At 54.1% G+C, this 17,524-nt stretch carries 31 protein-coding genes and 1 pseudogene (1 of these 32 running past the window's edge); 2 read left to right on the forward strand and 30 right to left on the reverse strand.

The genetic code is table 11. The annotated features are described in order from the left end of the window. Positions 1 to 76: pseudogene (locus ACTG1K_RS01535) on the forward strand (gamma carbonic anhydrase family protein) (its annotated part extends 11 nt beyond the left edge of the window); the annotation flags it as partial. Positions 77 to 357: 281 nt separating this feature from the next. Here ACTG1K_RS01535 and rplQ read toward each other — a convergent pair. The 28 genes from rplQ to rpsJ form a co-directional block, all read right to left on the reverse strand. Beyond that, positions 358 to 741, reverse strand: a complete 384-nt coding sequence (rplQ, locus tag ACTG1K_RS01540; protein WP_005307999.1) for a 50S ribosomal protein L17 — start codon at positions 739 to 741, stop codon at positions 358 to 360. Between the two features lie 43 nt (positions 742 to 784). Continuing rightward, on the reverse strand, positions 785 to 1,774 hold the full coding sequence (locus tag ACTG1K_RS01545; protein ID WP_005307997.1) for a DNA-directed RNA polymerase subunit alpha: 990 nt from the start codon (positions 1,772 to 1,774) through the stop codon (positions 785 to 787). Positions 1,775 to 1,799: 25 nt separating this feature from the next. Then, positions 1,800 to 2,420, reverse strand: coding sequence for a 30S ribosomal protein S4 (gene rpsD / locus ACTG1K_RS01550; protein WP_005340600.1), 621 nt, complete (start codon positions 2,418 to 2,420; stop codon positions 1,800 to 1,802). 39 nt (positions 2,421 to 2,459) lie between these two features. After that, positions 2,460 to 2,849, reverse strand: coding sequence for a 30S ribosomal protein S11 (gene rpsK / locus ACTG1K_RS01555; RefSeq protein ID WP_005307993.1), 390 nt, complete (start codon positions 2,847 to 2,849; stop codon positions 2,460 to 2,462). A gap of 14 nt (positions 2,850 to 2,863) precedes the next feature. Continuing rightward, the gene (rpsM, locus tag ACTG1K_RS01560; RefSeq protein WP_005307991.1) at positions 2,864 to 3,220 is read right to left on the reverse strand and encodes a 30S ribosomal protein S13; all 357 of its coding nucleotides are present in this window, start codon (positions 3,218 to 3,220) and stop codon (positions 2,864 to 2,866) included. Positions 3,221 to 3,359: 139 nt separating this feature from the next. Then, positions 3,360 to 3,473 carry a 50S ribosomal protein L36 gene (rpmJ, locus tag ACTG1K_RS01565; protein ID WP_005319705.1) on the reverse strand — a complete coding sequence of 38 codons (114 nt, stop codon included), beginning with the start codon at positions 3,471 to 3,473 and terminating at the stop codon, positions 3,360 to 3,362. Positions 3,474 to 3,500: 27 nt separating this feature from the next. Then, positions 3,501 to 4,829 carry a preprotein translocase subunit SecY gene (gene secY, locus ACTG1K_RS01570; protein WP_005340602.1) on the reverse strand — a complete coding sequence of 443 codons (1,329 nt, stop codon included), beginning with the start codon at positions 4,827 to 4,829 and terminating at the stop codon, positions 3,501 to 3,503. 8 nt (positions 4,830 to 4,837) lie between these two features. After that, positions 4,838 to 5,275: a 50S ribosomal protein L15 gene (gene rplO, locus ACTG1K_RS01575; RefSeq protein ID WP_005340604.1), complete on the reverse strand. Its 438-nt coding sequence runs from the start codon at positions 5,273 to 5,275 to the stop codon at positions 4,838 to 4,840. A 2-nt stretch (positions 5,276 to 5,277) separates the two neighbouring features. Next, positions 5,278 to 5,457 (reverse strand): 50S ribosomal protein L30, encoded by a 180-nt coding sequence (gene rpmD / locus ACTG1K_RS01580; RefSeq protein ID WP_005307985.1) that lies wholly within the window; start codon positions 5,455 to 5,457, stop codon positions 5,278 to 5,280. A gap of 6 nt (positions 5,458 to 5,463) precedes the next feature. Further along, positions 5,464 to 5,964: a 30S ribosomal protein S5 gene (gene rpsE, locus ACTG1K_RS01585; protein WP_005340605.1), complete on the reverse strand. Its 501-nt coding sequence runs from the start codon at positions 5,962 to 5,964 to the stop codon at positions 5,464 to 5,466. Between the two features lie 14 nt (positions 5,965 to 5,978). Further along, positions 5,979 to 6,332, reverse strand: a complete 354-nt coding sequence (gene rplR / locus ACTG1K_RS01590; protein WP_005340606.1) for a 50S ribosomal protein L18 — start codon at positions 6,330 to 6,332, stop codon at positions 5,979 to 5,981. A gap of 9 nt (positions 6,333 to 6,341) precedes the next feature. Next, positions 6,342 to 6,875 (reverse strand): 50S ribosomal protein L6, encoded by a 534-nt coding sequence (gene rplF, locus ACTG1K_RS01595; protein ID WP_005340607.1) that lies wholly within the window; start codon positions 6,873 to 6,875, stop codon positions 6,342 to 6,344. Between the two features lie 13 nt (positions 6,876 to 6,888). Further along, positions 6,889 to 7,281, reverse strand: coding sequence for a 30S ribosomal protein S8 (gene rpsH / locus ACTG1K_RS01600; protein ID WP_005307980.1), 393 nt, complete (start codon positions 7,279 to 7,281; stop codon positions 6,889 to 6,891). A 21-nt stretch (positions 7,282 to 7,302) separates the two neighbouring features. Then, positions 7,303 to 7,608 (reverse strand): 30S ribosomal protein S14, encoded by a 306-nt coding sequence (gene rpsN / locus ACTG1K_RS01605; protein ID WP_005340609.1) that lies wholly within the window; start codon positions 7,606 to 7,608, stop codon positions 7,303 to 7,305. Positions 7,609 to 7,618: 10 nt separating this feature from the next. Further along, on the reverse strand, positions 7,619 to 8,158 hold the full coding sequence (rplE, locus tag ACTG1K_RS01610; protein WP_005331162.1) for a 50S ribosomal protein L5: 540 nt from the start codon (positions 8,156 to 8,158) through the stop codon (positions 7,619 to 7,621). A gap of 13 nt (positions 8,159 to 8,171) precedes the next feature. Further along, the gene (gene rplX / locus ACTG1K_RS01615; protein ID WP_005307977.1) at positions 8,172 to 8,489 is read right to left on the reverse strand and encodes a 50S ribosomal protein L24; all 318 of its coding nucleotides are present in this window, start codon (positions 8,487 to 8,489) and stop codon (positions 8,172 to 8,174) included. A gap of 11 nt (positions 8,490 to 8,500) precedes the next feature. Beyond that, positions 8,501 to 8,869 (reverse strand): 50S ribosomal protein L14, encoded by a 369-nt coding sequence (gene rplN / locus ACTG1K_RS01620; RefSeq protein WP_005307975.1) that lies wholly within the window; start codon positions 8,867 to 8,869, stop codon positions 8,501 to 8,503. 147 nt (positions 8,870 to 9,016) lie between these two features. Beyond that, positions 9,017 to 9,265 (reverse strand): 30S ribosomal protein S17, encoded by a 249-nt coding sequence (rpsQ, locus tag ACTG1K_RS01625; protein ID WP_005307966.1) that lies wholly within the window; start codon positions 9,263 to 9,265, stop codon positions 9,017 to 9,019. Beyond that, a complete protein-coding gene (rpmC, locus tag ACTG1K_RS01630) occupies positions 9,265 to 9,456 on the reverse strand; it encodes a 50S ribosomal protein L29 (protein WP_005307965.1) in 192 nt (63 codons plus the stop codon). Before rpmC ends, rpsQ begins: the two co-directional genes overlap by 1 nt. Beyond that, the gene (gene rplP / locus ACTG1K_RS01635; RefSeq protein WP_005340612.1) at positions 9,456 to 9,869 is read right to left on the reverse strand and encodes a 50S ribosomal protein L16; all 414 of its coding nucleotides are present in this window, start codon (positions 9,867 to 9,869) and stop codon (positions 9,456 to 9,458) included. Before rplP ends, rpmC begins: the two co-directional genes overlap by 1 nt. A gap of 13 nt (positions 9,870 to 9,882) precedes the next feature. Further along, entirely contained in the window at positions 9,883 to 10,596 is a 714-nt protein-coding gene (gene rpsC / locus ACTG1K_RS01640; protein WP_005307962.1) for a 30S ribosomal protein S3, read from the reverse strand. A 3-nt stretch (positions 10,597 to 10,599) separates the two neighbouring features. Then, positions 10,600 to 10,944, reverse strand: a complete 345-nt coding sequence (rplV, locus tag ACTG1K_RS01645; RefSeq protein WP_005319741.1) for a 50S ribosomal protein L22 — start codon at positions 10,942 to 10,944, stop codon at positions 10,600 to 10,602. 10 nt (positions 10,945 to 10,954) lie between these two features. After that, positions 10,955 to 11,233, reverse strand: a complete 279-nt coding sequence (gene rpsS, locus ACTG1K_RS01650; RefSeq protein ID WP_005307960.1) for a 30S ribosomal protein S19 — start codon at positions 11,231 to 11,233, stop codon at positions 10,955 to 10,957. A 22-nt stretch (positions 11,234 to 11,255) separates the two neighbouring features. Then, positions 11,256 to 12,077: a 50S ribosomal protein L2 gene (gene rplB, locus ACTG1K_RS01655; protein WP_005340614.1), complete on the reverse strand. Its 822-nt coding sequence runs from the start codon at positions 12,075 to 12,077 to the stop codon at positions 11,256 to 11,258. Positions 12,078 to 12,092: 15 nt separating this feature from the next. Beyond that, positions 12,093 to 12,395 (reverse strand): 50S ribosomal protein L23, encoded by a 303-nt coding sequence (gene rplW / locus ACTG1K_RS01660; protein ID WP_005307955.1) that lies wholly within the window; start codon positions 12,393 to 12,395, stop codon positions 12,093 to 12,095. After that, entirely contained in the window at positions 12,392 to 12,997 is a 606-nt protein-coding gene (gene rplD, locus ACTG1K_RS01665) for a 50S ribosomal protein L4 (protein ID WP_005340616.1), read from the reverse strand. The genes rplW and rplD overlap by 4 nt, the downstream gene beginning before the upstream one ends. Before the next feature lie 17 nt (positions 12,998 to 13,014). After that, entirely contained in the window at positions 13,015 to 13,647 is a 633-nt protein-coding gene (gene rplC / locus ACTG1K_RS01670) for a 50S ribosomal protein L3 (RefSeq protein WP_005340620.1), read from the reverse strand. A gap of 22 nt (positions 13,648 to 13,669) precedes the next feature. Beyond that, the gene (rpsJ, locus tag ACTG1K_RS01675; RefSeq protein ID WP_005307944.1) at positions 13,670 to 13,981 is read right to left on the reverse strand and encodes a 30S ribosomal protein S10; all 312 of its coding nucleotides are present in this window, start codon (positions 13,979 to 13,981) and stop codon (positions 13,670 to 13,672) included. A gap of 356 nt (positions 13,982 to 14,337) precedes the next feature. Between rpsJ and ACTG1K_RS01680 the strand changes: the two genes are divergently transcribed. Next, entirely contained in the window at positions 14,338 to 15,252 is a 915-nt protein-coding gene (locus tag ACTG1K_RS01680) for a DMT family transporter (RefSeq protein ID WP_440004739.1), read from the forward strand. A gap of 37 nt (positions 15,253 to 15,289) precedes the next feature. Here ACTG1K_RS01680 and envZ read toward each other — a convergent pair whose 3' ends face one another. Continuing rightward, positions 15,290 to 16,600 (reverse strand): two-component system sensor histidine kinase EnvZ, encoded by a 1,311-nt coding sequence (envZ, locus tag ACTG1K_RS01685; RefSeq protein ID WP_021230784.1) that lies wholly within the window; start codon positions 16,598 to 16,600, stop codon positions 15,290 to 15,292. After that, on the reverse strand, positions 16,597 to 17,319 hold the full coding sequence (gene ompR, locus ACTG1K_RS01690; protein WP_005340625.1) for an osmolarity response regulator transcription factor OmpR: 723 nt from the start codon (positions 17,317 to 17,319) through the stop codon (positions 16,597 to 16,599). The genes envZ and ompR overlap by 4 nt, the downstream gene beginning before the upstream one ends. Between the last annotated feature and the right edge of the window lie 205 nt (positions 17,320 to 17,524).

Here is a 17,524-nt window from a genome sequence, read left to right on the forward strand (position 1 = left end):
CAAGGAGGCCAAGATGGACTTGCGACTGAGACCCTACAAGGGAAAATGCCCGCAATTGGGCAAATGGGTATATGTAGGGCGATATCAAGCTGGCTGACGATGCTCACGCCAAGTGAGCCAACTATTCACCGTTCAGCAGGGCTTGGGAACAGCGCTTACTTCTATAGAAAAATAAGAGGTGAATGATGAGTTGAGGCAGTTGAGGCAGTTGAGGCAGTTGAGGCAGTTGAGGCAGTTGAGGCAGTTGAGGCAGTTGAGGCAGTTGAGGCAGTTGAGGCAGTTGAGGCAGTTGAGGCAGTTGAGGCAGTATCAGAATTCATTAAAAGAAAAGCCGGGACAAGCCCGGCTTTTTCTTTATCACTCAGCAGCTGCTTCAGCAGCCGCCGGGCGGTCTACCAGCTCAATATAAGCCATAGGGGCGTTGTCGCCTGCACGGAAACCGCATTTCAGAATGCGAGTATAACCGCCGGCGCGCTCCAGGTAGCGCGGGCCCAGTTCATTGAACAGCTTAGCCACGATCGCGTTATCGCGAGTACGGGCAAATGCCAGGCGACGATTAGCAACGCTATCAGTCTTGGCAAGGGTGATCAGCGGTTCAACTACACGACGCAGCTCTTTTGCCTTAGGCAGAGTCGTCTTGATGATCTCATGACGAACCAGGGAGCTGGCCATGTTGCGGAACATTGCCTGACGATGGCTGCTGTTCCGGTTCAGTTGACGACCACTCAAACGATGGCGCATGACCTTATCCTTCTAACTAAATCTGTGAAACCCGTAATCTGGATTACTCGTCAGCGATGCTGGCGGGCGGCCAGTTCTCAAGGCGCATGCCAAGAGACAGACCACGGGAGGCCAACACGTCCTTGATCTCAGTCAGGGACTTCTTACCGAGGTTAGGAGTCTTAAGCAACTCAACTTCGGTACGCTGTACCAGATCACCAATATAGTGGATAGCTTCTGCCTTCAGACAGTTCGCAGAACGAACTGTCAGCTCCAAATCATCGACAGGACGTAGCAGAATCGGATCAAACTCGGGTTTCTCTTCTTTCTTCTCGGGCACGCTGACATCGCGCAGATCCACGAAGGCTTCCAGTTGCTCGGCCAGAATAGTGGCAGAACGACGGATGGCTTCTTCAGGATCCAGGGTACCATTGGTCTCCATGTCGATGACCAGCTTGTCCAAGTCGGTACGCTGTTCCACACGTGCTGCCTCAACATTGTAGGCAATACGAACGATGGGGCTGAACGCAGAGTCCAGCAGCAGGCGACCAATCGGGCGCTCTTCGTCATCGTTGTGAACACGAGCAGAAGCAGGCACATAACCACGACCGCGCTGAACTTTCAGGCGCATGCTGATTTCAGCATTGGCACCAGTCAGGTGGCAGATTACGTGCTCCGGGTTTACGATCTCGACTTCATCACCGTGAGTGATATCACCAGCGGTAACGGGGCCTGTTCCAGACTTGGTCAGGGACAGAGTTACCTCGTCCTTGCCTTCCAGCTTCACAGCGATACCTTTCAGGTTGAGCAGGATTTCAAGAATGTCTTCCTGTACACCTTCTTTGCTGCTGTACTCATGCAGTACCCCGTCAATTTCGACTTCAGTAACTGCACAACCGGGCATAGATGACAGCAAAATACGACGCAGGGCGTTGCCCAGCGTGTGACCAAAGCCACGCTCGAGTGGCTCAAGAGTCACTTTCGCATGAGTCGGGCTAACTTGCTCGATGTCAACTAGCCGCGGTTTAAGAAAATCTGTTACAGAACCCAGCATTGTGTCCTCTCTTTAGAAGCTAGCTTTACTTGGAGTAAAGCTCGACGATCAGCTGTTCGTTAATGTCGGCAGACAGGTCGGAACGCTCTGGCAGACGCTTGAAAGCACCTTCCATTTTAGCGGCGTCAACCTCTACCCAAGTCGGCTTCTCACGCTGACCAGCAACTTCCAGGGAAGCTTTGATACGCGCTTGCTTCTTAGCCTTCTCACGAACGCAGATCACGTCCTCAGGGGAAACCTGGAAAGAAGGAATGTTCACAACGCGACCGTTTACCATGATGGCCTTGTGGCTCACCAGCTGACGAGATTCAGCACGGGTAGCGCCGAAGCCCATACGATAAACAACGTTGTCCAAACGACCTTCCAGCAGCTGCAACAGGTTTTCACCGGTGTTACCCTTTTGACGGGCAGCGTCGCGGTAGTAGTTGCGGAACTGTTTTTCCAATACGCCGTAGATACGACGAACTTTTTGTTTCTCGCGCAGCTGAACACCGTAGTCGGACAGACGCGCTTTACGCGCACCGTGCTGACCAGGGGCGGTGTCAATCTTGCACTTAGAATCAATCGCACGAACACCTGACTTCAGGAAGAGGTCGGTGCCCTCACGACGGCTAAGCTTAAGCTTAGGACCGATATATCTTGCCATCTTCTTTCTCCAACAATCCTAGACCAAGTAGCTACAGCGTTATACGCGGCGCTTCTTGGGAGGACGACAACCGTTGTGCGGGATCGGAGTCACATCAGTAATGTTAGTGATGCGGAAACCAGCCGCGTTCAGGGCGCGGATGGAAGACTCACGACCGGGACCCGGACCTTTGACCATGACTTCCAGGTTCTTGACGCCATATTCTTTGGCCATCTCACCAGCGCGCTCGGCAGCTACCTGAGCAGCGAACGGGGTGGACTTACGAGAACCACGGAAACCGGAACCACCAGAAGTAGCCCAAGACAGAGCATTGCCCTGACGGTCAGTAATGGTCACGATTGTGTTGTTGAAAGATGCATGAACGTGCGCAATACCGTCGCTCACTTGCTTTTTAACGCGCTTGCGAGCACGAGTCGGAGTTTTAGCCATTTTCTACCTTCCCGTTACTTCTTGATAGCCTTGCGCGGACCCTTACGGGTACGAGCGTTGGTCTTGGTACGTTGACCACGAACAGGCAGGCTACGACGGTGACGCAAACCACGGTAGCAACCCAGATCCATCAATCGCTTGATGTTCATGGAAATCTGACGACGCAGGTCACCTTCAACGGTGAATTTACCTACTTGTTCACGCAGACTCTCGATCTGAGCTTCGTCCAGGTCTTTAATTTTCACATTCTCAGCGATACCGGCTGCGGCACAGATGGCCTTGGAGCGGGTACGACCGACGCCATAAATAGCAGTCAAAGCGATGACTGCATGCTTATGGTCAGGAATGTTAATGCCAGCGATACGGGCCACTATTCACTCCTACATATAGTAGATTACGACCACCACAAAGCCCGTGAGCGGATACGTGGCGGTCAACCAATACACAACAAAAGTTGGCTGGCTATATTAGCCAGCACAACTATTTGTTGCAAGTACTAACCGTAAAAAATTAGCCTTGGCGCTGTTTATGCTTTGGCTCGCTGCAAATCACACGCACCACACCGTGACGCTTGATGATTTTGCAGTTACGGCAGATTGCCTTAACGGAAGCACGAACTTTCATTGCTTAACTCCGTAACTACGCCGACCTTTAGCGGCCGTAGCCCTTCAGGTTGGCCTTCCTCAGGACGTCGCCATATTGATGAGACATCATATGGGTTTGTACCTGAGCCATGAAGTCCATGATAACTACCACGATAATCAGCAGCGAAGTGCCACCGAAGTAGAACTGTACGTTCCAGGCAGTCATCAAGAACTGGGGTACCAGACAGATAAAGGTTATATAGAGCGCACCTGCCAATGTCAGGCGAGTCATAACCTTATCGATGTAACGTGCTGTCTGCTCGCCCGGGCGAATCCCCGGGATAAAGGCTCCACTCTTCTTCAGATTATCTGCTGTCTCGCGGGGGTTGAACACCAGCGCGGTATAGAAGAAGCAGAAGAAGATAATGGCTGCTGCATACAGCATCTCGTAAAGCGGTTGACCCGGCTGCAGGACCATAGAGACCTGTTGCAGGATATCAGCTACTTTACCCTCGCCCTGACCAAACCAAGAGGTAATGGTCCCCGGGAAGAGGATGATACTGGATGCGAAAATCGCAGGAATCACACCAGCCATATTCACTTTCAACGGCAGGTGTGTGCTTTGCGCGGCAAATACCTGGCGGCCTTGTTGACGCTTGGCATAGTTAACGACGATACGACGCTGACCACGCTCCACGAACACCACAAAGTAAGTCACTGCGAAAACAATCAAGCCCAGCAACAACAACAGCAGGATGTGCAATTCCCCTTGACGTGCCTGTTCGGCCGTAGCGCCAATGGCATGCGGCAGACCAGCAACGATACCTGTGAAAATAATCAACGAGATACCATTACCAATCCCACGCTCGGTAATCTGTTCACCCAACCACATCAAAAACATGGTACCGGTGACCAGACTCACAACCGCTGTGAAATAGAAGCCTAGACCCGGATTAGTCACGAGTCCATGCATCATATTCGGCAGACCGGTTGCAATACCAATGGCCTGGAAAGTTCCCAAAACCAGCGTGCCCCAACGGGTATATTGGCTAATCTTGCGACGGCCGGATTCACCTTCTTTCTTGAGTTCAGCAAGAGCGGGGTGAACCACTGTCAGCAGCTGGATAATGATCGATGCCGAAATGTACGGCATGATCCCCAACGCAAGAATAGAAGCACGCGAGAGTGCACCACCACTGAACATGTTGAACATCTCAATGATGGTGCCCTTCTGTTGCTGGAACAACTCGGCCAGTACGGCGGCGTCAATACCAGGAATCGGCACATAAGAGCCTGCACGGAAAACGATAATCGCCCCGAGAACGAAGAGCAGACGGCTCTTCAGTTCACTCAGACCACCCTGTGCTTTAACATCCAATCCTGGTTTCTTAGCCATTGTACTGATTATTCCTCGATTTTACCGCCAGCGGCCTCGATGGCTGCGCGTGCACCTTTGGTGACGGACAGACCACGAACGGTCACAGCACGGTCAATGTTGCCTGACAGAACAACTTTAGCGAACACGATGTTCTTAGTAACAACACCGGCTTGCTTCAGAGTGCTCAGGTCGACCACATCACCTTCTACCAGGGCGATTTCGTTCAGACGCACTTCGGCAGAAACCAAAGATTTGCGAGAGAAGAAACCGAACTTCGGCAGACGGATTTTCAAAGGCATCTGGCCGCCTTCGAAACCGTTGCGGACTTTACCGCCACCGGAACGAGAGGTTTGGCCTTTAACACCACGACCACCAGTCTTGCCCAGGCCGGAGCCGATACCACGACCACGACGTTGTTTTTCAGGCTTGGAACCAGCGGCCGGAGACAGAGTGTTCAGACGCATGCTTAGCCCTCCACCTTAACCATGTAATAAACCTGGTTGATCATGCCGCGTACGCAAGGAGTATCTTCCAGCTCAACGGTGTGACCAATGCGACGCAGACCCAGACCACGCAGAGTCGCCTTGTGCTTTGGCAGACGGCCGATAGAGCTGCGAGTTTGAGTTACTTTTACAGTGTTAGCCATGTCGCATTACCCCAGAATTTCTTCAACGCGCAGACCACGCTTGGCAGCGATCTGTTCCGGTGATTGACCGTGAACCAGAGCGTCTACAGTAGCGCGAACAACGTTGATTGGGTTGGTGGAACCGTAGGTCTTGGCCAGCACGTTGTGGATACCGGCAACTTCCAGAACAGCACGCATAGCGCCGCCTGCAATGATACCAGTACCTTGGGAGGCCGGCTTCATGAACACGGTGGAGCCAGAGTGAACACCACGCACCGGGTGGTGCAGAGTGCCGTTGTTCAGCTCAACCTTGTTCAGGTTACGCTTAGCCTGTTCCATTGCTTTTTGAATAGCAGCCGGAACTTCACGGGCTTTACCGTAACCGTAACCTACACGGCCGTTACCATCACCCACCACGGTCAACGCGGTGAAGGACATGATACGACCACCTTTAACAGTTTTCGAAACACGGTTTACTGCAATGAGCTTTTCTTGCAGTTCGCCGGCTTGAGATTCGACTTTAGCCATCTTCGACTCCTAGCTTAGAACTGAAGACCAGCGTCACGTGCGGCAGCTGCCAGGGCAGCGATGCGACCGTGATACTTGAAACCGGAACGATCGAAAGATACGTTCTGAACGCCTTTGGCAATAGCACGCTCAGCGATAGCCTTACCTACAGCGGTAGCAGCATCTGCGTTACCGGTGTATTTCAGAGCTTCACTGATGGCTTTCTCTACTGTGGAAGCAGAGGCCAGAACTTCGGAACCGTTGGCTGCAATAACCTGCGCATAGATATGACGCGGGGTACGGTGAACAACCAGACGGGTAGCTCCCAGTTCCTGCATCTTTTTCCGAGCACGAGTAGCACGACGGAGACGAGCTGCTTTCTTGTCCATAGTGTTACCTTACTTCTTCTTAGCTTCTTTAGTACGCACTTGCTCGTTGGCATAGCGTACACCCTTGCCCTTGTAGGGCTCCGGAGCGCGGTAAGCACGGATATCGGCGGCGACTTGGCCAACCAGCTGCTTGTCGACGCCACGCAGAACGATTTCTGTAGCTGTCGGGCACTCAGCGGTCACACCAGCCGGCAGCGCATGCTCTACCGGGTGAGAGAAGCCCAGAGCCAGCGCAACAGCATTGCCCTTGATGGAGGCTTTATAACCTACACCAACCAGCTGCAGCTTGCGCTCGAAGCCTTGGGTAACACCGATTACCATGTTGTTGACCAATGCACGGGCAGTACCGGCCTGAGCGTCAGCACCAGCGATGCTGCCGCGCGGGGCGAACTTCAGTACATTGTCTTCTTTGGTCACTTCTACACCGGCGTGAATAGAGCGAACCAGAGAACCTTTACCACCTTTGATGGTCAGTTCCTGGCCGTTCAGAGTCACCTCTACGCCAGCAGGAATAGTGACGGGTGCCTTAGCAACACGAGACATTTCCTACCTCCTATTAAGCGACGTAGCAGATGATCTCACCGCCCATGCTTGCTTTGCGAGCAGCACGGTCAGTCATCACACCTTTAGACGTGGACACGATAGCAACACCGAGACCGCCCATAACTTTCGGCAGATCAGTAGTGCGCTTGTAAATACGCAGGCCTGGACGGCTTACGCGTTGGATCAGTTCTACAACTGGCTTGCCCTGGAAATATTTCAGTTCAATTTCCAGTTCCGGCTTCACGTCACCAGCTACGGAGTAGCCAGCGATGTAACCTTCTTCTTTCAGCACTTTGGCGATAGCCACTTTCAGCTTGGAAGAAGGCATGGAAACCGCAACTTTGCTCGCCGCCTGACCGTTACGGATGCGGGTCAGCATATCCGCGATCGGATCTTGCATGCTCATAAGTCTAACTCCCGAGATTCGTTACCAAGAAGCCTTCTTCAGGCCCGGAATTTCGCCCTTCATGGCATGCTCACGCACCTTGATGCGAGACAGGCCAAACTTGCGCAGGAAACCGTGCGGACGACCAGTAATATTGCAACGGTTACGCTGGCGGGACGGACTGGAATCACGGGGCAGCTGTTGCAGTTGCAGTACAGCATCCCAACGCGCTTCTTCAGAAGCGTTCATGTCAACGATGATAGCTTTCAGCTCGGCACGCTTGGTCGCGTACTTGGCTACCAGCTTGGCACGCTTTGCTTCGCGCGCTTTCATGGATGTTTTAGCCATAACCCTAACCTTACTTGCGGAATGGGAAGTTAAAGGCAGCCAGCAGAGCACGGCCTTCTTCATCGGTATTCGCGGAAGTGGTGATGGTGATATCCAGACCACGGACGCGATCGACTTTGTCATAGTCGATTTCCGGGAAGATGATCTGCTCACGCACGCCCATGGAGTAGTTACCACGACCGTCGAACGCTTTAGCGTTCAGGCCACGGAAGTCACGGATACGCGGTACGGAGATGCAGATCAGCCGTTCCAGGAACTCCCACATACGCTCGCCACGCAGGGTTACTTTACAACCTATCGGGTAGCCTTCACGAATCTTGAAGCCCGCAACAGATTTGCGAGCTTTGGTGATCAGCGGCTTCTGACCGGAAATGGCAGCCATATCGGCAGCAGCATTTTCCAGCAATTTCTTGTCAGAGATCGCTTCACCAACACCCATGTTCAGGGTGATTTTCTCGATCCGAGGGACTTGCATGATAGTCTTGTAACCGAACTGCTTGGACAGTTCATTTACTACATCGGATTTGTAGTAATCATGCAGTTTCGCCATCGTTAAACTCCAATTACTTCACAAGTTCGCCGGTGGATTTGAAGAAACGGACTTTTTTGCCGTCTTCAATCCGGAAACCAACGCGGTCAGCTTTGCCAGTGGCAGAGTTGAACAGCGCTACGTTTGATACATCGATGGGGGCTTCTTTGGTGACGATACCGCCAGCCTGACCCAGTGCGGGTACCGGCTTCTGGTGTTTCTTCACCTGGTTGATGCCTTCCACGATTACCTTACCTTTTGCAATCAGGACTTGAGTGACTTTGCCACGCTTGCCCTTGTCTTTGCCGGTAAGAACAATCACTTCGTCTTCGCGACGGATTTTAGCTGCCATCGTTCGACTCCTTACAGTACTTCGGGTGCCAGGGACACAATCTTCATGAACTTCTCATTACGCAGTTCACGGGTCACCGGGCCAAAAATACGAGTACCGATTGGCTGTTGGTTGTTGTTAAGCAACACAGCCGCATTGTTGTCGAAACGGATGACAGAGCCGTCCGGACGACGAACGCCTTTACGGGTGCGTACGACCACCGCGTTATACACATCACCTTTCTTCACTTTACCGCGAGGAATGGCTTCCTTGATGGAAACCTTGATGATGTCGCCGATGCCGGCGTAACGGCGGTGCGAGCCACCCAGAACCTTAATACACATTACACTGCGAGCGCCGGAGTTGTCGGCAACACCCAGCATACTTTGCATCTGGATCATCTTAGTGCTCCGCTTTGTTTACTTCTTATCCCTAATGGGATCTGGCTGCCTTCAAAAGGCGCGAAACTATAACACAGGATTTTCAGAAAAGGTAGCCTAAAAAACAAACGGCCCCTGAAAGGGGCCGCTTGGACTACAAAGTACCGATTAGGCCTTTTCTACAACGGCAACCAGGGTCCAGGACTTGGTCTTGGACAGCGGGCGGCATTCGCGGATTTCCACGAGGTCGCCAGCTTTGCACTCGTTGTTTTCGTCATGCACGTGCAGCTTGGTAGTGCGCTTGATGATCTTACCGTAGATCGGGTGCTTTACCTTGCGCTCGATAGCAACAGTGATGGATTTGTCCATCTTGTCGCTGATTACACGACCTTGCAGAGTACGGATCTTGTCAGTCATTACGCACCTGCCTTCTCAGTCAGTACAGTCTTGATACGTGCGACGTCACGACGCACTTGTTTCAGAGTGTGAGTCTGAGCCAGCTGGCCGGTGGACGCTTGCATGCGCATGTTGAATTGCTCACGCAGCAGGCCCAGCAGCTCCTGGTTCAGTTCTTCGACGCTCTTTTGACGCAGATCTTGGGCTTTCATCACATCACCGTCTTAATTACGAAAGTGGTCTGAACAGACAGCTTAGCTGCGGCCAGGGCAAACGCTTCACGCGCCAGAGCCTCAGGTACACCGTCCATCTCGTACAGAACCTTGCCAGGCTGGATCGGGCAAACCCAGTATTCCACGTTACCCTTACCTTTACCCATACGAACTTCGAGGGGCTTTTCGGTGATGGGCTTGTCCGGGAACACACGGATCCAGATCTTACCTTGACGCTTAACGTGACGGGTCATGGCACGACGGGCTGCTTCGATTTGACGAGCAGTCAGTTGACCACGGGATGTCGCCTTCAGGCCAAAGGTACCGAAGGATACTTCGTTACCAGAGGTGGCCAGACCGCGGTTACGACCCTTGTGGGTCTTGCGGAATTTAGTACGCTTAGGTTGCAACATTTACCGAATCTCCTTACTTAGCAGCGCGGCGCTTGTTGTCACGCTTGGGCTTTGCAGGAGCTTGCTCTTGAGCAGCGGCAGCGTTAACAGCAGCCAGACCGCCCAGAACTTCGCCCTTGAAGATCCAAACTTTAACGCCGATCACACCGTAAGTGGTGTGGGCTTCAGAAGTTGCGTAGTCGATGTCGGCACGCAGGGTGTGCAACGGCACACGACCTTCACGGTACCATTCGGTACGCGCGATTTCAGCGCCGCCCAGACGACCGGAAACTTCCACTTTGATGCCCTTGGCACCCAGGCGCATTGCGTTCTGTACGGCGCGCTTCATAGCACGACGGAACATTACACGACGCTCCAGCTGGGAAGTGATGCTGTCGGCAACGAGTTTGCCATCCAGCTCCGGCTTGCGGACTTCGGAAATGTTGATCTGAGCAGGCACGCCAGCAATAGTGGCTACAGCTTTGCGCAGCTTCTCAACGTCTTCGCCTTTCTTACCGATTACAACACCCGGACGAGCGGTGTGAATGGTCACACGGATGCTCTTGGCCGGACGCTCAATGGTGATCTTGGACAAGGACGCGTTTTTCAGTTCCTTGGTCAGGAACTGGCGTACTTGAAAATCGCTGTACAGGTTGTCAGCGAAGTCTTTGGTGTTCGCGAACCAGGTAGAATTCCAAGGCTTGGTAATACCCAGGCGAATGCCATTAGGATGTACTTTCTGACCCATTGCTTATCTCCCAGCCTTAGCGTCGGATACCACTACAGTGATGTGAGCGGTACGCTTGAGGATACGATCCGCACGACCTTTGGCACGCGGACGGATGCGCTTCATGGAGGGACCTTCGTCGACCATGATAGTAGCAACACGCAGCGCGTCGATATCGGCGCCTTCGTTGTGCTCAGCGTTTGCAATGGCAGATTCCAGCACTTTCTTAACCAGCACTGCAGCCTTTTTCGGGCTGAAGGTCAGGATATTCAGAGCCTTGTCTACGGACAGACCACGTACTTGATCGGCTACCAGACGAGCTTTCTGGGCAGAAGTACGGGCATAACGGTGTTTAGCGATAGCTTCCATCATTTATCCCTTAGCGCTTCTTAGCCTTCTTATCAGCAGCATGGCCGCGATAAGTACGAGTCGGTGCGAATTCACCCAGTTTGTGACCGATCATTTCTTCGGTAACGAAAACCGGAACGTGCTGACGACCATTATGGACAGCGATGGTCAAACCGATCATGTTCGGGATGATCATTGAACGACGGGACCAGGTTTTAACCGGCTTTTTATCCCCGCTTTCCACCGCTTTCTCTACCTTCTTCAGCAAGTGCAGGTCAATAAATGGACCCTTCTTGAGAGAACGTGGCATGGTGATTCCTCTATGTTAACAATTACTTGTTACGACGACGTACGATGTACTTGTCGGTACGCTTGTTCTTACGGGTCTTGAAGCCTTTAGCCTTCTGGCCCCATGGGGACACAGGCTGCATGCCCTTGTTACGACCCTCACCACCACCGTGCGGGTGGTCAACCGGGTTCATCGCCATACCGCGAACGGTCGGACGAATACCACGCCAGCGGTTTGCACCGGCTTTACCCAGTTGACGCAACATGTGCTCGGAGTTACCGACTTCACCGATGGTAGCGCGGCACTCGGCCAGAACTTTACGTACTTCGCCGGAACGCAGACGCAGAGTTACATAGTTACCTTCACGAGCCAGGATCTGGATGAAAGTACCAGCGGAACGAGCCAGCTGGGCACCTTTACCAGGTTTCATCTCTACAGCGTGAACGGTAGAACCAACCGGGATGTTGCGCATCGGCAGGGCGTTACCTACCTTGATGGCTGCATCAGCACCAGAAGCGATCGCGTCACCAGCTTTCAGGCCTTTCGGAGCCAGGATGTAACGACGCTCACCGTCTGCATACAACACCAGAGCGATGTTAGCGGTACGGTTCGGATCGTATTCCAGGCGCTCTACTTTAGCCGGGATACCGTCTTTGTCGCGCTTGAAGTCGACGATACGGTAGTGCTGCTTGTGACCACCACCGATATGACGGGTAGTGATACGGCCGTTGTTGTTACGACCACCGGACTTGCTTTTGCTGTCCAGCAGAGCGGCGAAGGGCTTGCCCTTGTACAGCTCTTGATTGACGATCTTGACGACGTGGCGGCGGCCCGGAGAAGTAGGCTTGCACTTAACGATTGCCATTTTTGAGAACTCCTCTTACTCGGCTGCGCCCATGAAGTCGATGTCCTGACCAGCTTTCAGGGTCACATAAGCCTTTTTCCAATCGGAACGACGGCCTACGCGTGCACCTGCGCGCTTGGTCTTACCCTTCATGTTCAGGGTACGGACGGTCTCAACTTCGACCTCGAACAGTTTCGCAACTGCAGCTTTGACTTCCGCCTTGGTAGCATCAACAGCAACTTTGAACACGATAGTGTTCTGCTTTTCTGCAACCATGGTGCTCTTTTCAGAGATGTGCGGAGCCTTCAGAACTTTCAGCAGACGCTCTTCACGGATCATGCCAGCATCTCCTCGATTTGCTTAACTGCGTCAGCAGTCATCAGAACCTTGTCGAAAGCGATCAGGCTGACCGGGTCGATACCGGCAACGTCACGCACGTCAACTTTGTACAGGTTGCGAGCAGCCAGGAACAGGTTCTCATCGACTTCAGCAGTCACGATCAGAACGTCAGTCAGTTCCATTTCTTTCAGCTTGGCGATCAGTTCTTTGGTCTTCGGAGCTTCGATGCCGAACTTCTCAACAACGATCAGGCGCTCTTGACGTACCAGCTCGGACAGAATGCTACGGATAGCGCCGCGGTACATCTTCTTGTTTACTTTCTGGCTGTGATCTTGCGGCTTAGCAGCAAAAGTCACACCACCGGAACGCCAGATGGGCGAACGGATGGAGCCAGCACGGGCACGACCAGTACCCTTCTGACGCCACGGCTTTTTGCCGCCACCAGACACTTCAGAGCGAGTCAGCTGCGCACGAGTACCCTGACGGGCACCAGCGGCATATGCAACGACGACCTGGTGAACCAGAGCTTCGTTGAATTCGCGCCCGAAGGTAGTCTCGGAAACTTCAAGAGCGCTCTTGGCGTCTTTCATTACCAATTCCATTACTATCTCCTCAGACGTTACGCTTTGACGGCAGGTTTGACGATCACGTTGCCGTTGGTTGCACCCGGTACTGCACCTTTGATGAGCAGCAGGTTGCGTTCAGCGTCAACACGAACCAGTTCCAGGTTCTGAGTCGTTACACGCTCAGCACCCATGTGACCAGCCATCTTTTTGCCCTTGAATACACGACCCGGAGTCTGGTTCTGACCGATAGAACCCGGAACGCGGTGAGACAAGGAGTTACCGTGGGTCATATCCTGGGTGCGGAAGTTGTGGCGCTTAACAGTACCAGCAAAGCCCTTACCTTTGGATGTGCCGGTAACGTCTACCAGCTTAACGTCAGCGAGAAGATCTACTTTCAGCTCGCTACCAACAGTGAAAGTTTCACCGTTGTTCAGACGGAATTCCCACAGACCGCGACCGGCTTCTACACCAGCTTTGGCGAAGTGGCCAGCTTCCGGCTTGGTCACACGGCTGGCTTTCTTGGCGCCAGTGGTAACCTGAATAGCGTTGTAGCCGTCGGTTTCTACAGATTTGACCTGAGTTACACGGTTAGCTTCAACTTCGATAACAGTCACCGGGATAGAAACGCCATCTTCAGTGAAGATGCGAGTCATACCCACTTTGCGACCTACAAGACCGATTGTCATTGTTATCAACCTCTTTCCGTAATTAACCCAGGCTGATCTGGACGTCTACACCAGCTGCCAGATCCAGACGCATCAGGGCGTCTACGGTCTTGTCAGTCGGCTCAACGATGTCTACCAGACGCTTGTGAGTGCGGATCTCGTACTGATCACGCGCATCTTTGTTGACGTGCGGGGAGATCAGGACGGTGAAGCGCTCTTTGCGAGTCGGCAGCGGAATAGGACCGCGAACCTGCGCGCCAGTGCGCTTAGCAGTTTCAACGATTTCCGCAGTGGATTGATCAATCAGGCGATGATCAAAAGCCTTCAGGCGGATACGGATTCTTTGGTTCTGCATTGACAGAGCTCCAATAGATAAAAGAACATAAATCAACACCGCCCGACCGAGACTTCTCCCGCCAGAGGTGTGATTTTTCACGTTTCCCCCCATATCGGGAGGACTGTATGGCTGGCTCCTGTAAACAGGAAACTCAGCAGCAGACGTATCGTCTGGCTTACCTCATGGGTAAGCGGAGGGGATTATACGGATTTTTCAAATTTGCGCAAGGGAGAGAGAACAGATTATGCGCAGTTTTATGTGACAGATGGATCTCGCCTGCGGCAACACACTCTGCTGCCGACACCAAGGTAACGACAATGTTACAAGCAGACTGGTAGACTGTGCGCTTGCCTCTGTCAGTGGAACGACATCCCATGCTCAAAGATCAAAAGAAAGCCTATCAGTATGGCCTTTGCGCCGTTGCCCTCTGGTCGACGGTCGCCACAGCCTTCAAGATCTCCCTCGCCTATTTCGAACCTGTGCAACTGTTGCTTGTGGCCGCCTTCACCTCGACTCTCACACTGACAGCCGTCGTCGCCAAACAGGGCAAACTGCCGCTGCTGGGGAGCTACATCAAGGCCCGCCCTTTCTACTACCTGACTCTGGGCGTACTGAACCCCTTTCTCTATTACCTGTTGCTGTTCAAGGCCTATGACCTGCTGCCTGCCCAGCAGGCACAGACCCTCAACTACACCTGGGCCATTACCCTCAGTCTGCTGGCCGTCCCCTTCCTCGGCCAGAAGCTGCGTCGGCGCGATGGCGTCGCCATCGTGCTCGGCTACTTTGGCGCACTGGTGATCGCCACCAGAGGGGATGTATTCGGCCTCCAGTTCGACAGCCCCCTCGGCGTGACGCTGGCGCTGGTCTCGACCCTCATCTGGGCCAGCTACTGGATCCTCAACACCCGCAATCAGGGCGATCCCATCGTCAGCCTGTTGCTCGGCTTTATGATCAGCCTGCCTTTTATCGTCGTTGCAACCTGGTTGCTCTCCGATTTTGCCATGACCGCCTGGCAGGGATGGGCTGGAGCCATCTATGTGGGACTGTTCGAAATGGGCTTCGGTTTCGTGCTCTGGCTGATGGCGCTGCGCCATGCCACCAACACGGCCCCCATCAGCAACCTCATCTTTATCTCGCCGTTTGCCTCACTGGTGCTGCTCAACCTGTTGATAGGCGAAGCCATCCATCCAGCCACCCCAATCGGGTTGGCGCTCATCGTTGCCGCCCTGTTGATCCAGCAGCTCAAGTACGGCAAACGCTATCGAGCATCAGTCGAAAGCAAGAGCTGACCATGCAGAAGGGCGTATCAACGGATACGCCCTTCTCTCAATCCATCCACTCCTGTGGCTGATGTTTCGGCAGCCGCATCTCGACCAGCAAGCCGCCGAGATCCGAACTTCCCAGTCGGATAGTGCCATGGTGCTGGGCGACTATCTTGGCCACGATAGCCAACCCCAAGCCACTGCCGCCAACGGTCCGGGCCACATTACCCTGAGTAAACGGCTTGAGCACCCGGGAGTAGTCCTGCTCCGGAATGCCGGGGCCATCATCGGATAGGCGCAGGCGCACCCAGTGCCCATCGTCCTTGAGCTCAGCATGCAAGCGGCTCGCCCCGTAACGCTGCGAGTTGCTTGATAGGTTGTTCAACACCCGCCGGATACTGACCGGATTGCAGGCCACCCGCACCGCCTCTTGCGGCAGCGCCAGATCGACCTCCAACCCCTGCTCCGAGTAGATCAGCAAGGTATCGTGCACCAGTTGGGTCAGGTCGATAGGCTCCAGATCCTGGCCTTCATCCGGACGGATGTAATCAATGAACTGATCGATGATGGCATTTGACTCATCGATGTCGGCGTTGATGCTCTCCTTGAGGTACTCGTCACCGGAGGACATCATCTCGGTCGCCAGCCGGATGCGGGTCAGCGGGGTTCGCAGATCGTGGGAAACCCCCGCCATCATCAGGTTACGCTCTTCGATCAGGCTCTTGATGGAGTGCGACATGTGGTTGAAGGTGCGGGTCAGTCGCCGCACTTCCCGTGATCCCAGCTCCCCCAGCGCCTCGGGGAAATGGCCCCTGGCAACAGCAACGGCACCAGCCTCGAGATCTTCGAGCGGGCGCACCAGCTGCCGGGCAAAGCGCCAGGCCGCAAACAGGGTGATCACCAGCAGCACGCTCAGATAGATGATAAGGGGTTCGATATCGTCATCTTCGATCTCGGTCAGCGGGATCCGCACCCAGATTTTGCTGGCCTGCGGCGGCTGGATCCAGATGATGTAGTGATCCTGGATCTCGACCCGCACCTTGGCCGGGCCACCCAGCTCGCGGCTGATGTTCTCCTCCAGATAGGGGTACGGCTTGGCCTCGTTGAAGCCATGCTGCACCGCCTCGCTCTGGGTATAGATATCGGTACCGGTCGTCACATAGACCAGCGCCTCGGCATCTTCACTCAGCGCCAGTTGTTCTGTGTTGACCGGAAAGATCAGCTTGACCTGATTGGCCAGCAAGTGACTGATCTGCTTGACGGTTGGCGCCAGCAGATAGTTGTAGAAGGTGACGTAGGAGACTGCTTGATAGACCACCAGAACGGCAGCCAGAAACCAGAGCATGCGCGAGAACATGCTGCCGACCTTTTTCATGCACCGTCACCATCTGGCACGAACACATACCCCAGACCCCAGACGGTCTGCAGGTAGCGGGGCTGGGCCGGATCCTGTTCCAGCAGGCGGCGCAGGCGAGAGACCTGCACGTCGATGCTGCGCTCGGTGGCGGTGTATTCGCGGCCACGGGCCAGATTCATCAGCTTGTCGCGGGAGAGCGGTTCACGCGGATGGCTGACCAGCACTTTGAGCACCGCAAATTCACCGCTGGTGAGCGCCATCGGCTCACCATCCCGGCTCAGCTCGCGGGTCGCCAGATTGAGCTGGAAGGCACCGAAGTTGACCACTTTCTCTGCAGCAGAGGGTGCCCCCGGCAGCTCGACGGTATGGCGGCGCAGCACGGCACGGATCCGCGCCAGCAGTTCGCGGGGGTTAAACGGCTTGGGCAGATAGTCATCAGCCCCCATCTCGAGCCCGACGATGCGATCCACTTCATCCCCCTTGGCAGTGAGCATCAGCACCGGGATCTGGTTGCCCGCTTCCCGCAGACGACGGCAGATGGAGAGCCCATCCTCCCCCGGCAACATCAGGTCGAGCACCATCAGGCTGAAGTTTTCACGAGTCAGCAAGCGATCGGCCTGCTCGCCATTGGCCACACCGCGCACTACGAATCCCTGCTCGGTGAGATAGCGTTCCAACAGGGAACGTAATTTCAGGTCATCGTCCACGACCAGGACCTTGTATTGCTGCTGACTCATTGCTTTGCCTCTTCATTCTTTAGCTGCCCCCAATACTAGGGGGGGATATAGCGGGAGCAAAGCACAAATATGTTACCGGTTATTACCCATGATCAGAGCGTGAAGGCCATCAAGTCACTGCGCTGGCCAGCGACTCCCTGAATGGCGCCAGCCGAGCCATCACGATTTCCCTCGACAGCAAGAGGACAAAAGCTAATATTCCGGA

The sequence above is a fragment of the Aeromonas sp. 102P genome, from assembly GCF_051920345.1.
Classification (GTDB): domain Bacteria; phylum Pseudomonadota; class Gammaproteobacteria; order Enterobacterales; family Aeromonadaceae; genus Aeromonas; species Aeromonas veronii.

Coding starts and splice junctions, on each gene's coding strand:
- rplQ (WP_005307999.1), bottom strand. CDS start 741: ATGCGCCATCGTTTGAGTGGTCGTCAACTGAACCGGAACAGCAGCCAT.
- ACTG1K_RS01545 (WP_005307997.1), bottom strand. CDS start 1,774: ATGCTGGGTTCTGTAACAGATTTTCTTAAACCGCGGCTAGTTGACATC.
- rpsD (WP_005340600.1), bottom strand. CDS start 2,420: ATGGCAAGATATATCGGTCCTAAGCTTAAGCTTAGCCGTCGTGAGGGC.
- rpsK (WP_005307993.1), bottom strand. CDS start 2,849: ATGGCTAAAACTCCGACTCGTGCTCGCAAGCGCGTTAAAAAGCAAGTG.
- rpmJ (WP_005319705.1), bottom strand. CDS start 3,473: ATGAAAGTTCGTGCTTCCGTTAAGGCAATCTGCCGTAACTGCAAAATC.
- secY (WP_005340602.1), bottom strand. CDS start 4,829: ATGGCTAAGAAACCAGGATTGGATGTTAAAGCACAGGGTGGTCTGAGT.
- rplO (WP_005340604.1), bottom strand. CDS start 5,275: ATGCGTCTGAACACTCTGTCTCCGGCCGCTGGTTCCAAGCCTGAAAAA.
- rpmD (WP_005307985.1), bottom strand. CDS start 5,457: ATGGCTAACACTGTAAAAGTAACTCAAACTCGCAGCTCTATCGGCCGT.
- rpsE (WP_005340605.1), bottom strand. CDS start 5,964: ATGGCTAAAGTCGAATCTCAAGCCGGCGAACTGCAAGAAAAGCTCATT.
- rplR (WP_005340606.1), bottom strand. CDS start 6,332: ATGGACAAGAAAGCAGCTCGTCTCCGTCGTGCTACTCGTGCTCGGAAA.
- rplF (WP_005340607.1), bottom strand. CDS start 6,875: ATGTCTCGTGTTGCTAAGGCACCCGTCACTATTCCTGCTGGCGTAGAG.
- rpsH (WP_005307980.1), bottom strand. CDS start 7,281: ATGAGCATGCAAGATCCGATCGCGGATATGCTGACCCGCATCCGTAAC.
- rpsN (WP_005340609.1), bottom strand. CDS start 7,608: ATGGCTAAAACATCCATGAAAGCGCGCGAAGCAAAGCGTGCCAAGCTG.
- rplE (WP_005331162.1), bottom strand. CDS start 8,158: ATGGCGAAACTGCATGATTACTACAAATCCGATGTAGTAAATGAACTG.
- rplX (WP_005307977.1), bottom strand. CDS start 8,489: ATGGCAGCTAAAATCCGTCGCGAAGACGAAGTGATTGTTCTTACCGGC.
- rplN (WP_005307975.1), bottom strand. CDS start 8,869: ATGATCCAGATGCAAAGTATGCTGGGTGTTGCCGACAACTCCGGCGCT.
- rpsQ (WP_005307966.1), bottom strand. CDS start 9,265: ATGACTGACAAGATCCGTACTCTGCAAGGTCGTGTAATCAGCGACAAG.
- rpmC (WP_005307965.1), bottom strand. CDS start 9,456: ATGAAAGCCCAAGATCTGCGTCAAAAGAGCGTCGAAGAACTGAACCAG.
- rplP (WP_005340612.1), bottom strand. CDS start 9,869: ATGTTGCAACCTAAGCGTACTAAATTCCGCAAGACCCACAAGGGTCGT.
- rpsC (WP_005307962.1), bottom strand. CDS start 10,596: ATGGGTCAGAAAGTACATCCTAATGGCATTCGCCTGGGTATTACCAAG.
- rplV (WP_005319741.1), bottom strand. CDS start 10,944: ATGGAAGCTATCGCTAAACACCGTTATGCCCGTACTTCTGCCCAGAAA.
- rpsS (WP_005307960.1), bottom strand. CDS start 11,233: ATGCCACGTTCTCTCAAGAAGGGTCCATTTATTGACCTGCACTTGCTG.
- rplB (WP_005340614.1), bottom strand. CDS start 12,077: ATGGCAATCGTTAAGTGCAAGCCTACTTCTCCGGGCCGCCGCCACGTC.
- rplW (WP_005307955.1), bottom strand. CDS start 12,395: ATGATCCGTGAAGAGCGTCTGCTGAAAGTTCTGAAGGCTCCGCACATC.
- rplD (WP_005340616.1), bottom strand. CDS start 12,997: ATGGAATTGGTAATGAAAGACGCCAAGAGCGCTCTTGAAGTTTCCGAG.
- rplC (WP_005340620.1), bottom strand. CDS start 13,647: ATGACAATCGGTCTTGTAGGTCGCAAAGTGGGTATGACTCGCATCTTC.
- rpsJ (WP_005307944.1), bottom strand. CDS start 13,981: ATGCAGAACCAAAGAATCCGTATCCGCCTGAAGGCTTTTGATCATCGC.
- ACTG1K_RS01680 (WP_440004739.1), top strand. CDS start 14,338: ATGCTCAAAGATCAAAAGAAAGCCTATCAGTATGGCCTTTGCGCCGTT.
- envZ (WP_021230784.1), bottom strand. CDS start 16,600: ATGAAAAAGGTCGGCAGCATGTTCTCGCGCATGCTCTGGTTTCTGGCT.
- ompR (WP_005340625.1), bottom strand. CDS start 17,319: ATGAGTCAGCAGCAATACAAGGTCCTGGTCGTGGACGATGACCTGAAA.